Annotated in this window: 12 protein-coding genes and 2 pseudogenes; 7 read left to right on the top strand and 7 right to left on the bottom strand. The window is 69.4% G+C overall.

Annotated features, from left to right (window positions below):
• A partial coding sequence (locus E1165_RS30200; RefSeq protein ID WP_243704984.1) for a transposase family protein occupies positions 1–436 on the bottom strand: 436 nt, incomplete at its 3' end.
• Between the two features lie 49 nt (positions 437–485).
• Between E1165_RS30200 and E1165_RS29220 the strand changes: the two genes are divergently transcribed.
• The 5 genes and pseudogenes from E1165_RS29220 (at position 486) to E1165_RS25065 (ending at position 4494) form a co-directional block, all read left to right on the top strand.
• On the top strand, positions 486–656 hold the full coding sequence (locus E1165_RS29220; protein WP_165945320.1) for a hypothetical protein: 171 nt from the start codon (positions 486–488) through the stop codon (positions 654–656).
• Positions 653–1018, top strand: a complete 366-nt coding sequence (locus tag E1165_RS25080; protein WP_132394199.1) for a hypothetical protein — start codon at positions 653–655, stop codon at positions 1016–1018. The genes E1165_RS29220 and E1165_RS25080 overlap by 4 nt, the downstream gene beginning before the upstream one ends.
• Positions 1019–1543: 525 nt before the next feature.
• Complete coding sequence (locus E1165_RS25075; protein WP_207917032.1) at positions 1544–2734, top strand: PD40 domain-containing protein; 1191 nt, start codon at positions 1544–1546, stop codon at positions 2732–2734.
• A 52-nt stretch (positions 2735–2786) separates the two neighbouring features.
• Positions 2787–2978 carry a hypothetical protein gene (locus E1165_RS25070; protein WP_132394198.1) on the top strand — a complete coding sequence of 64 codons (192 nt, stop codon included), beginning with the start codon at positions 2787–2789 and terminating at the stop codon, positions 2976–2978.
• A gap of 413 nt (positions 2979–3391) precedes the next feature.
• Positions 3392–4494, top strand: a pseudogene (locus E1165_RS25065) (IS630 family transposase).
• 57 nt (positions 4495–4551) lie between these two features.
• On the opposite strand, the gene E1165_RS25060 reads toward E1165_RS25065, so the two are convergent.
• Together E1165_RS25060 and E1165_RS25055 are read right to left on the bottom strand one after the other, a co-directional pair.
• Positions 4552–4773 (bottom strand): hypothetical protein, encoded by a 222-nt coding sequence (locus tag E1165_RS25060; RefSeq protein WP_132394197.1) that lies wholly within the window; start codon positions 4771–4773, stop codon positions 4552–4554.
• On the bottom strand, positions 4770–5246 hold the full coding sequence (locus E1165_RS25055; protein ID WP_132394196.1) for a DUF6326 family protein: 477 nt from the start codon (positions 5244–5246) through the stop codon (positions 4770–4772). Before E1165_RS25055 ends, E1165_RS25060 begins: the two co-directional genes overlap by 4 nt.
• A 231-nt stretch (positions 5247–5477) precedes the next feature.
• On the opposite strand from E1165_RS25055, the gene E1165_RS25050 reads away from it, so the two are divergent.
• Both E1165_RS25050 and E1165_RS25045 read left to right on the top strand, forming a co-directional pair.
• A complete protein-coding gene (locus E1165_RS25050) occupies positions 5478–6566 on the top strand; it encodes a sensor histidine kinase (protein WP_243704983.1) in 1089 nt (362 codons plus the stop codon).
• Complete coding sequence (locus E1165_RS25045) at positions 6563–7219, top strand: response regulator transcription factor (protein ID WP_132394194.1); 657 nt, start codon at positions 6563–6565, stop codon at positions 7217–7219. Before E1165_RS25050 ends, E1165_RS25045 begins: the two co-directional genes overlap by 4 nt.
• A 362-nt stretch (positions 7220–7581) precedes the next feature.
• On the opposite strand, the pseudogene E1165_RS25040 reads toward E1165_RS25045, so the two are convergent.
• The 4 genes and pseudogenes from E1165_RS25040 to E1165_RS25025 form a co-directional block, all read right to left on the bottom strand.
• Positions 7582–7794, bottom strand: a pseudogene (locus tag E1165_RS25040) (transposase); the annotation flags it as partial.
• 475 nt (positions 7795–8269) lie between these two features.
• Positions 8270–9529: an MFS transporter gene (locus E1165_RS25035; protein WP_132394192.1), complete on the bottom strand. Its 1260-nt coding sequence runs from the start codon at positions 9527–9529 to the stop codon at positions 8270–8272.
• 213 nt (positions 9530–9742) lie between these two features.
• The gene (locus E1165_RS25030; RefSeq protein WP_132394191.1) at positions 9743–10480 is read right to left on the bottom strand and encodes a hypothetical protein; all 738 of its coding nucleotides are present in this window, start codon (positions 10478–10480) and stop codon (positions 9743–9745) included.
• 250 nt (positions 10481–10730) lie between these two features.
• Positions 10731–10910, bottom strand: coding sequence for a hypothetical protein (locus tag E1165_RS25025; RefSeq protein WP_132394190.1), 180 nt, complete (start codon positions 10908–10910; stop codon positions 10731–10733).
• Between the last annotated feature and the right edge of the window lie 454 nt (positions 10911–11364).

The following is an 11364-nucleotide window of genomic DNA, read 5'->3' as shown; positions in this document are numbered from 1 at the left end:
CTACCCGCCCGCCCTCGACCGGTCGGCGGACCCGCACCTCGGTCGCGTCCATCAACGCCTTGGGATGATGGCCCAGGTATGCCACCACGTCGGCGATGGTGCGCAACCGGACGCCGTCGTTGACCTGGCAGCCACGCTCGGCCAGCAGCGGCCGCACCTCGGCGACGCTGCGGGTGATCGTCGAGCGGTGCGCCCCGAACCACGCGGCCACCACGTCATGGGTCAACCCATGTCGCAAGTGCACCAGCGTGGCCAACAAGCGGTTGGCGAATCCGAACCGATGCTTCGCGCCAGCGCCGATGTGGCGACTACGTGCTCGCGCGGCGAGCCGCGCCGGCCCGTCGGACAGCAGCCCGGCCGGTGCGTCGAGCACGGCGGCCAGGTGGCGCCGCCAGCGCTCGCCCGGCGTCCGGACCGCCCGCTCCCAGCGGGACACCTCGAGGCAGACGGACTTACGCGGCTGCTCTGAGATCCTAGGAGCCCCTGTGACCAGCGACTCCCAGTACTGCGGACCGCACGAGAGCCTGACCGACTGGCACGGCTGGGTCCAGCTCGAATACGAGTTCGCCGACCTGGCCGTGGAGTTCCGGCGGTCTGACGACTCTGCCGAGTTCGGCACGTTCGCCAGCCAATTTCTGATCGATGGTGCCCGGTGACTGACCTGAAGAGCCTCAAGCGTCTCCGGTGGGCTGTCCGGGCTGTCCTGGCCCTTGGTGTCGCCGCGTCGATCGCGGGGAACGTCCTGCACGCCAAGGACAACCTCGTCAGTCAGATCGTCTCGGCGTGGTCCCCACTAGCCCTGCTGTGGCGGCGCGGCGTCCTGCACGACCTCAGCCTCGCCGGGGTCAGCACGGCGGGCACGGTCGTCGACCTCGATGACCGCGGCCGCATCGCCGCGTCGATCCGCCCGGTCTGGGGTGTCAGCCGCGCGGTCGTCTACCACCCGCGCTCGTTCGAAGGCTCGGCGGCACCCCGTCCGACCGCGTCCGGCTATACCGCTCGAGGAGCAGGCCGGTGAGCCACTTCTCCCAGGACGGTCGAGTCGTAGCTGTGCCCGATGGCACGGGTAGCCTGTCAAGCGCGCCGATCCGTTCCGGACAGGCGGGCAGGTAGACCTGCCGCTCGGCGTCGCACTGTCCGTCCGTGCTCTTGGTGCGATCCTTCGTCAGATTTGGGCTTCGGTCGGCCAGCACCCAGTCCTGGAGTAGCGCCGGGCGACTCGCGTCCCGCCGCTGGCCGGGCGCGAACCGGTGCCGCAGGGTGACGCGTGTCGACACACCCGGCAGCGACGGTGCCGAATGGCGGCGACTGGAGTATCGGGTACCGGACACGGGCGAACAATCGCGCACCAGCCCGAGCCCAACCAGGTATGACGACACAATTCGAGACACCCGCCACGACCCACAGGACCGTACGATTTCGCCTGCTCCGCCCCATCAGCACCGCCGCTGCCGGCGTAGCCGTGCTCGGCTGCCTCGCCGTCGGCGTCGCACCTGCCGCCTCCGCCTCCGCCTCCGCACCGCCAGCTACCATCCGGATCAGCGTGGACAGCAGGGGCGGCCAGGCCACCGAGTACCGCAGCGAGCCCTTTGCGGCGAGCGCGGACGGCCGGTACGTCGCCTTCGCCTCCGCCTCGCCGAACCTGATGCCGGACGACACCAACAACACCTGGGACGTGCTGGTTCGAGACCGCCGCACCGGCACCACGAGCCGGGTCAGCCAGTCCACTGTGGGAGTTGTGGGCGACAGCTCCAGCTACGGCCAGTCCCTGAGTCCGGACGGCCGGTACGTCTCCTTCACGTCTGACGCCACCAATCTGGTGCCCGGCGACACCAACGGGGCCTCCGACGGCTTCGTCCACGACCGCCGCACGGGCAGCACCAGCCGGGTCACCCTGACCAATGGCGGCACCGAGGCCGACGCCCGCAGCTACACTCCGGCTATCAGCGCCGACGCTCGGTTCGTGGCGTTCGTCTCCGAAGCCACCAACGTGGTGCCGGGTGACACCAACGGGGTGGCCGACATCTTCCTGCGTGACCGGCAGGCCGGTACCACCGTCCGGGTCAGCGGCACGAACGCCGACGCACCGTCCGACGCACCGGCGATCAGCGCCAACGGCCGGTACGTGACGTTCACCTCCGAGGGGGCGTTGGTTCCCGGCGACACCAACGGCGTCGCCGACGTGTTCATCCGTGACATGCGCACCGGCAGCCTCCGGCGGGTGAACGTGTCCACCACCGGCGCACAGGCAAACGCGCTGACCGTCTCTCCGACGATGAGCGCGGACGGCCGGTTCGTAGCGTTCACCTCCGAGGCCACCAACCTGGTTTCCGGCGACACCAACGGTGTCGCCGACGTGTTCCTACGAGACCTGCGCGCCGGCACGACCGTCCGGGCCAGTCTGACGGCCGATGGTGGGCAGGCCACCGGCGGCAGCAGTTACGGCCCGATGATGAGCGCGGACGGCCGGTACGTTGTCTTCAGCTCCGACGCCACCGACCTGGTGTCGGGCGACACCAACGGTGTAGCCGACGTGTTTCTGCGAGACCTGGGCGCCGGCACGACCGTCCGGGCCAGCCTGGCGGCCGACGGCGGACAGGGCAACGACGGCAGCTACAACGGGGTGGTAACCCGAGACGGCCGACACGTCGCCTTCGCCTCGGCGGCCACGAATTTGGTACCGGGCGACACCAACGGCGCGACTGACGCATTCCTGCGCCGCATGCCCCACTGACCCACTCGATGTTAGGCGGGGCACAGTTGGCGGCCCGGTGCGCTCCCTCGCTGTGGATGTCTCCTACGACGACGGAAAAACCTGGAGCCAGACGGGAGTCACCCAGATCGGCGAAAGCGGCCTGGTCACTCTGCACCACCCGCAATCGATCGGGTACGTGTCCCTGCGCGTGGCCGCGACCGACAACGCGGGCAATACCGTCGACCAGACCGTGATCCGGGCGTACCGGCTCACGTCCGAATAACCGACCCTCAGAGGTGGCGGGCCGTGCCGCGCACGGCCTGCCACCCGGGCAGGTGCGGCGGGCGTTCCCGGAGGGGTATTGCTGGCGGAGCTAGGGGACGCGATCGCGGCTCAGGCTGTCCGGCATGGGTGCGAGCAGGGTCATCACATAGCTTCGATGCCAGTAACAGCCCGAGGAGCTGGCCGGTCAGGGGGTTACCGTTACGCGGTCGAGGACCACCACCGCATTCACGCCGCCTCGTACGTGTGACCACCCAACTAATCTTTAACCCCCTGCGGTCCGGCGGGGACCCCGACCGATCACGGAAACAGTCCTTGGTCGATGATCTTCTTGTCTAGTGCTGTAGGTTCGCCGGGTTGATAGTCGGAGCGGTTGGATGGGCGGTGACGTCCGTTCCGATCGCTGGAGGTGTGGTGGCCGAGCCTGTGCGGGTGCGCAGACTGACCGACCAGGAAGGGCAGAAGCTGCAGCAGATCGTGCGCCGGGGCAGCACCAGCTCGGTGCGCTATCGGCGGGCGATAACGCTGCTGGCGTCCGCCGGCGGAAACCGCGTACCGGTGATCGCCCAGCCGGTCCAAGCCGACGAGGACACGGTGCGGGAGGTGATCCACCGGTTCAACGAGATCGGCCTGGCCTGCCTGGACCCTCAATGGTCGGGAGGCCGTCCCCGCCTACTCACCCCTGACGGCGAAGACTTCGTCATCAGACGGCCACCACCCGTCCCACCAAACTCGGCCAGCCCTTCACCCGCTGGTCGATCCGCAAACTCGCCGCCTACCTGCACCGCGTGCACGGACGCGTCATCCGCATCGGCCGCGAAGCCTTGCGGTGCCTGCTCCGCCGCCGGCGGCATCACCTTCCAGCGCACCAAGACCTGAAAGGAGTCCCCCGACCTCGAACGTGACGCCAAACTCGACCGGATCGAGCACGTCCTAAAGCACTTCCCGGACCGGGCCTTCGCCTTTGACGAGTTCGGGCCGCTGGGGATCCGGCCCACCGCCGGCTCCTGCTGGGCGAAGCAGGGCAAGCCCGACCGCCTGCCTGCGACCTACCACCGCACCCACGGCGTCACCTACTTCTACGGCTGCTACTCCGTCGGCGACGACACGCTCTGGGGCGTCAACCGGCGTCGCAAGGGCACCGCCAACACCCTGGCCGCGCTGAAGTCGATCCGCACCGCCCGGCCCGACGGCGCCCCGATCTACATCACACTGGACAACCTCTCCGCCCACGCCGGCGCAAACATCCACCGCTGGGCGAAGAAGAACAAGGCCGAGCTGTGCTTCACCCCGACCTACGCCTTCTGGCCAACCCGATCGAGGCCCACTTCGGCCCGCTGCGGCAGTTCGCCCTGGCCAACTCAAACCACCGCAGCCACCCCGCGCAGACCCAGGCCCTGCACGCCTATCTGCGCTGGCGCAACGCCAACGCCCGTCATCCCGACGTCCTGGCCGCGCAACGCCGAGAACGGGCCCGCATCCGCAGCGAGAAGGCATCATCTAGCACTTCACATTAACTGCAACCCGGCAAACCTATGCGGTCACAGCACTAGCTGCGGCAGCCCCGGACGCGTCTACGTTGATCCGATGCACCGAGGCCCGTTCACGCGCTGGCCGACGCCGTCCTCGCCGCCGTGCAGTTCGTGCTCACGCTGCTGCTCACCGGCGGGGCGGGCGACTCCGTGGTGCTGCGCGACGTCGGCGCCGTCCCGCTCTGGATCGTGCTGCTGCTCGCGGTCGCTGTTGCCGGAGCCGCTGTCAGCGACGCCGCACACCGGGCCTGCCACGAGCGTCACACCCGGGCCTGGGCGGGGTCGCGGCCGGCGGTGGCTCGAATGGTCCGGGGCCAGGTCCATGCGGCGCGCAGGATGAAGGCCAGGAGCAGCAGCTCGAGTCCGATGGAGAGGCCGTAAAAGTAGAAGTAGGTCCAGGACTCGCCCTCCGCGTTGTACACCGAGACGGGAATGTAGAGCGTTGCCACGACGAGGTTGGTGGCGCGGTTGACACGGGCGGGGAGTGTCGTGGAAAGCAGGATCATGAGGATCGGGATGGCCACGACCGTGAGCGCAAGGGCGACAAAGGTTGGGCCGGTGTCGAACTCATGAACGACGCCGACCAGGATGTCGTTGATGAAGCCGGGCTTGTACAGGGCGAGGTAGTCGACGTAGATGTAGAGGAACATGAAGCTGGCCCAGGCTGCGGCGAGCTTCGCCTGGACCGGGATGTGCGCTTCCTGGAGCGCCCCGGCTGGTCTGTCGGTTCTGGTCATCACGTCTCCTGTTTGCTGGCGTCAGCCGGTCGGCTCACTCGATGTCTTAACCATGACCAGCGTTGACGGGCGCCACATCCGCTTGCGGGCTCGAGCGGTCCTGGCCGCAGGCGCGGGACATCCGCAGTACTTTCGGCTGATCCGCCCGAGCGGCGGCCCCCTTACGTTGTCCCGGGAGGGGGAAGCATGCGTGCTGGGATCTTGGCTGAGCCTCGCCCCGCACGCCCGCCGGTGCGGGTCTGGCGGGACTGGGCGCTGTCCTCGGCTCTTGTCGCGATCTCGCTCGTCGAGGTACTGCTGCGCGACGACAGGGCGTGGGCGCCGCTGCTGGTCGGTGTCAGCGTCGTGGTCGCGGCGTGCCTGCTGTGGCGACGCACGCGGCCGCTGGCCGCAGTCACCGTTGCCTTCGGAGCCGTTCTCGCGTTCGACATCGCGAGGATCGCGGTCATTGATGCCACCGGTCTGCTGGGCATCGCAGGGCTGCTTGTGTTGCCCTACGCCCTGCTGCGCTGGGGAGCAGCTCGCGAGGCTGCCCTCGGACTCGGCATCATCCTCATCTGGCTACCCGTCACCCTCATCGCGGACCCGACCTCACCCGCGGAGAAGGTCGCCGGTTACGGCTTCTTCCTGTTCTCGGCCGCGCTCGGCGCGGCAGTGCGCTACCGCACCAAAAGTTACGACCGCGACATCGAGCAGGTGCGGCTTCACCAGCGCAACGAACTCGCCCGCGAGCTGCACGACACGGTCGGCCACCGCGTCTTGGCCATCGCCGTCCAGGCACAGGCAGGTCGCGCGCTGTCCGTCGCAGATCCGAAGCGCGCGCTGGCTACCCTGGTCACCATTGAGGAAGAGGCGTCCCGGACGCTCAAGGAGATGCGAGCCCTCGTAGGCGTGTTGCGCGACGGAACGGACGCCGATCTCGCCCCCCGGCGAGGGGTGGTGGACGTCGAACGACTCGCTCGTCCCGGCGGCGAGGTGTTGGGCGTCCGCGTGCAGGTCTCCGGTGATGTCGAGGCCGTTGAGCCAGCAGTCAGCACCGCCCTCTACCTGATCGCCGCCGAGGCGGTCACCAACGCGACCCGCCACGCCTCCGGCGCCACCCACGTCACCGTCGACGTCACCGCATCCCGCAGCCAGGTGCACCTGCGAGTGCGCGATGACGGCAAGGCGAGTACGACCAGCTCCCCGCACGCCGGCTACGGGCTGCGCGGCATGGCCGAGCGGGCGAGCCTGCTCGGCGGCACCCTCCGGGCGGGACCTGGCCCGGACGGCGGCTGGAGCGTCGACGCCTCGCTGCCTCGGACAGCGCGCGCGTCATGACCATCCGTGTGCTGGTCGCTGACGACCAGGACATCGTCAGGGCAGGGCTCTGCATGATCTTGGAGGCCCAACCGGGCATCGCCGTCGTCGGCGAGGCCGCCGACGGCCGCCGGGCGATCGCCATGGCCCGTTCGCTGCGTCCCGATGTGTGCCTGCTGGACATCCGCATGCCCGAGGTCGACGGGATCGAAGCCACCCGCCAGCTCGCCGGGGCCGACGTCGCCGATCCTCTGGCCGTCGTCGTCATCACCACTTTCGACCTCGACGAGTACGTCTACGGCGCGCTGAAGGCAGGCGCCCGAGGCTTCCTCCTCAAGGACGCCGGCGCCGAGATGCTCACCCAGGCCATCCATGCCGCCGCCCGCGGCGACGCCCTGATCGCACCGAACATCACCGCGAGGCTCCTGTCCTCCTTCGCGAACAGCCGCTCGCGCCCGGTGCCAGCTGAGCCTGTCGAGCCGCTGACCGCTCGCGAGGAACAGGTCCTGCTGGCTGCCGCTCGCGGCCGGACCAACAGCGAGATCGGCGATGAGCTGTCCATCAGCCTCAGCACCGTCAAGACCCACATCGCCGCCCTGATGCGCAAGCTCAACGCCCGCAACCGCGTCGAGATCGTCATGTGGGCCTACGAGACACGCCGCGTCGGCACCTGATCGGCGCCCGCGTACGCGAATCGCGGAAGCAGGAGCACCGGGGGGCCGGACAAGGCGAGGAACTCACCTCGGGCGGGTTGAGTGGGCATGCCGCTGGCTTCGGGCGCACCGTCGGCCGTCCGGCGGCTGTCCCTTTCTACACGGGTTGCGCCCCGCGGTGTCCCGGTCGTGTGTCACGGTGCTCGGTGCCCCGAAGGATCGACCGCCGTGTCGGCGGCGGCCGACCCGTTACGGCTCCGACATCCCGCAGGCGCGCTAGTCGTACCGATCGCCGTCGTGCACGACGACGGCAGGGCACGCGGGCCCGGCGAGCCGACGGCATCGAGCGCGACGTCCGCTTCTCGGCTACTTGTTTCATTGACCTACGACCGTGGCCCGGCCAAGCGTCGGCCGTCGGCGGTCCAGGTCTTGAAGTAGTGGTAGACGAGTTTGTGGTGCGGGAGGACGGCGGGCAGCGCGTCGCACGGACAGCCGGTCCGGTCGAGGTAGCGGATCGCGTCGACGACGTCGCGGCGCGGATAGATGATCGGCCGACCGCGACCGGTCCCGGCAGGCACGTGCGGAGCGAGTACGGCCCATTCCGCGTCGAGTGACGCGGCCGGGCGGTGGGCAGGTGATCAGCGAGCGTGGCCGGGGTGGTGGCTGCGGCGAACCCGGCGACAAGGTGTACAGACAGGGTTGGGCCTTCGGTCGTGCTGGTCTAGTCGCCTTTGCTCGTACCGAAGGCCCTTCCCCGTGTCACGCCACCACGCCGCACGCTGGCATGAACATCGATGCCGCCCTGACCTCCGGCAACCGGAAACCCTTATTGACCAGAGTCTAAGAGAGGACCGGGCCGCCCTGTAAGGCCAGTGAGTCCGCGCCGACGAACTGCTGGCCCACATCTGGCCCCGCTACCACGAGAACGTGCACTTCTACGGCACCACTCCGTCGACGTCGGCGGCGAGCTCGCTCAACTCGAAGCGGACGGCTACCGGCCGCTGCGGCTGCTGAACTGGCAGCGCGAGGCTGACCGATCCTGAGCAATAAGCGGATCCGTGCGCGAGGTAGTCAGGCCGGCACAGAGACCGGGGTGGTGGCTGAGGCAGGCCGGTTCATCAGCCGCCACGTGCGCCTACGAATCAGCGGGTTCAGGGTGACCAGCAGGTACGCCGTCCCCACGACGAGGATACCGCCGGTGGCACCAAGCGTCGACGCGAGCACACCGCCCACGAGCCCGCCGAGCGGGATGCCGGCCCAGGCCAGGCCGCTGACCGCGCCGAGGACACGCGCCCGCAGGCCGGCCGGGATGCGTGCGAACTCGGCAGCGGACAGCAACGGGTTGATGGCCCCGATGAGTACCCCGCCGACGAGCGCGACGCCGGCGACGACGGGTAGCCCGACCGGCAGCACCAGCACGAAGATCCGCGGAACGGCGCCGAGCAGGAATGCCAGGGCGTACGTGCGCCATCGCGGCAAGCGCGCGCCGTACATCGACACGAGCAGCGACCCTATGACGGCTCCGGCGCTCAGCGCGCCGAAGACGAGGCCGAGGGGTGCGGCGTCGTCGAAGCGCTCGGTCGCCCATACCGGGATGAGTACCGCCGTCAGTGCTTGGTCGAGCATGTTCGTCAGCAGCACCATCGTGACGATCGCCCGTAGCAGCGGGTCACGCCGGACGAAGCGCAGCCCGGCCCCGAGGTCGGCGAGGTAGCCGCCGACACCGGTGCGGTGGTCCGCCTCGGCGGGGTCGGGTTCGGCCCGCCGGACCCGGACCAGTGCCGCCACCAGCGCGGCGGCGAGCAGGAAGCTGGCCGCGTCCAGCGCGATGACCGCAGGAGCGCCGACCAGCGCGATCAGCACTGCGCCCAGCGGCGCGCCGATCATCGAGCCGAGGCGTTGAACAGTGTCGGCCAGGCCGGCGGCCCGTTCGTTGCTCCAGCCGGCGGTGGCCGCGACGTCGGGCACCATCGCGTACTTCGCGTTGTCCGACGGGCCGCGGAACAACCCGACGACCCCGACCAGTACGAGCAGAACCGGATAAGCGAGCAGGCCGGCGACGTACAACAGGGGCACCACGCCGAGCACCAATCCGGCGATCACGTCACCGCCGACGCTGGTTATCCGCGGTCCGATACGGTCGACCAGCGGTCCGCCGAGTACGCGCGCCGCGACCAGGGTGCTCATCTCCACGAACACGGCGACGCCGGTCAGCAGGGCGTCGCCGGTGGTCTGCAGCACGAACCAGGGCACCGCCACGACCGACATCCGGGTGCCGGTGACCGAAACCGCTTGGGCAATGAGCAGCCCGTACACAGACCGCCGGTTCATGGTCGGTCCCCGTCCGCGGCGCCGGACGCCTCATCGGTCGGGGCCGCAGACGATCCGCCCGCGGTGACGGGCCCGCCGGCAGACGCGGTTCGCGTCGCCAACAGCGCGTCCAGTTGGCCGCGCCGCGGAAATTTGGAACTGCGTGGTCACCGCGACGCGTTCCGACCCGTCCCTGGCCCGGTCGGCCGCGAGCCTCCTCCCGGCTACTCGACCTCAGCCGGCAATCCAGGTCGGCACCTGGAGCAGCAGTCCGACGGCGAGGAGCGCGCCGCCGCCGTAGGTGAGGCCGCGGGTCATCGAGCGGGTGCCCTTCGCCTGATATCGGGCGTCGGTGAAAAGCTCGTCGAGCGGCTGGCTCGCGACGCCGCAGACGCCGACACCCGCGGTAAGCATGACACCGAGCCGGCCCCGCTGTGGCCGGGCGAGCACGGTGATCGCCCGGTTCTGCTCCAACCGGTACTCGGTGATCTCGTAGACGTCCCGACGGTGGTTGAAGGAGAAGACGCCCGCACGCTCCAACCGTTCCAATGCGTCCGCGTGCCGACCGGCGGCGAGCGCGGTTATCTCCACCAGGTCGGCAGCGACCCCGTTGTAGATGTCATCGTCGTGCAGGAATCGGGAGACCAGCCGGCCCGAGACGTGGACCGTGCCCGTGTCGTCCTCGACACTGAACGGATCGGACGTGCTGTACACATAGCGCCTCCTGGGGCTGTGTCCCGGGCCGCCGTGCCACACGACGACGCGGTACCAGACGCACGCCTTGCCGGAGATGGGCGCTGTCAACGCGTTAGCCGGGTGCGGTCGTGCCCGGCCCGCGACAATCACCCGCTTCGGTAAACTCCGCGCCGAAGCCAGTTCGCCGCACCCACTGACCATCGTGCTGGCCAGCGCCTTTGACAATGCCTGGCGGTGCGCCGCGACCAGGAACATGATCGCGGCGATCGCCAGCACCAGGAGCCCCAGTCGTACCCCGAGGGCGCCGGCACCGGACACGACGTTCATAAGCTGCCGCACGCCCGGCATGGTATGTGTGGCGGACAACGTCGGAGACCGGGTGTGTGGATCCAGCGGTGTTTCCGGCCTGACCCTCCGGGCGATGTGCCTGTGAGGAGGGGCCGTGATGACCGCGACACCAAACGTCGCTACCGTGGCCGCCCACCCATGCAGCCCCCGCCAAGTTAGGACAGGAGCGACCGCGGTTTCAAGGTGGTGGCCCGCCGTCCGCCACGGGCGGCGTGAGGCGTGCCGCGGCGGAGATGCGGCCGCCGAAACGGAACCACTGGACCGTCCCGTCCGGGCCGCGGGCGAAGTTGGCGCGTACGCCCTCCTCGGTGCCGCCGTCGAGGCTGGATGATCTGCCACGCACCTGCGGGCTTGGCATGCGGCACATCGAGTCGGCACCGTTCTTGAGGTTGTCCCGAAGGACGTGAATACCGCCGTGGACACGTGCGGCCCGACCGACCCGACCCTTAGGCTTGATTGTCGTCATCGACGCGATGCACGTCGCCGCGGTCAGCGCCGGACTCGTCGTCTTGGCCGGTGCCCTGCTGCTGGTCGTCGCCTTCCGAGCCCGACGCTCGGCCGCCACGCCGAGGCCTGAACCAGCACGGGTCGCCGAATCTGGATGACACGGAGCAGTGGTGGGGCCGCGGAAAAGCGCCCACCGGCTGCGGCCCCCACAAGACGCCCGGATTCTGCGATCACCGCGCACCCTGCGGAAACGGCCTTTACTCAGCAGCTCAGGTCTGGGTGTCGCAAACCTTGCACTGTAAGGGCTTCCGCGCACCCTCGCACTGCGAGCCCTCTGCAGACGGCGTCGCCGGTCTGACCCGGCC

The organism is Micromonospora sp. KC723 (genome assembly GCF_004348595.1).
In the GTDB taxonomy this organism is placed as follows: domain Bacteria; phylum Actinomycetota; class Actinomycetes; order Mycobacteriales; family Micromonosporaceae; genus Micromonospora.
This window is presented reverse-complemented; position numbering and strand designations above follow the sequence as displayed.

Excerpts from the sequence above, each read along its gene's own strand:
- E1165_RS25045 (WP_132394194.1), top strand. The coding sequence starts at position 6,563 with ATGACCATCCGTGTGCTGGTCGCTGACGACCAGGACATCGTCAGGGCA.
- E1165_RS25035 (WP_132394192.1), bottom strand. The coding sequence starts at position 9,529 with ATGAACCGGCGGTCTGTGTACGGGCTGCTCATTGCCCAAGCGGTTTCG.
- E1165_RS25025 (WP_132394190.1), bottom strand. The coding sequence starts at position 10,910 with ATGCCAAGCCCGCAGGTGCGTGGCAGATCATCCAGCCTCGACGGCGGC.
- E1165_RS25055 (WP_132394196.1), bottom strand. The coding sequence starts at position 5,246 with ATGACCAGAACCGACAGACCAGCCGGGGCGCTCCAGGAAGCGCACATC.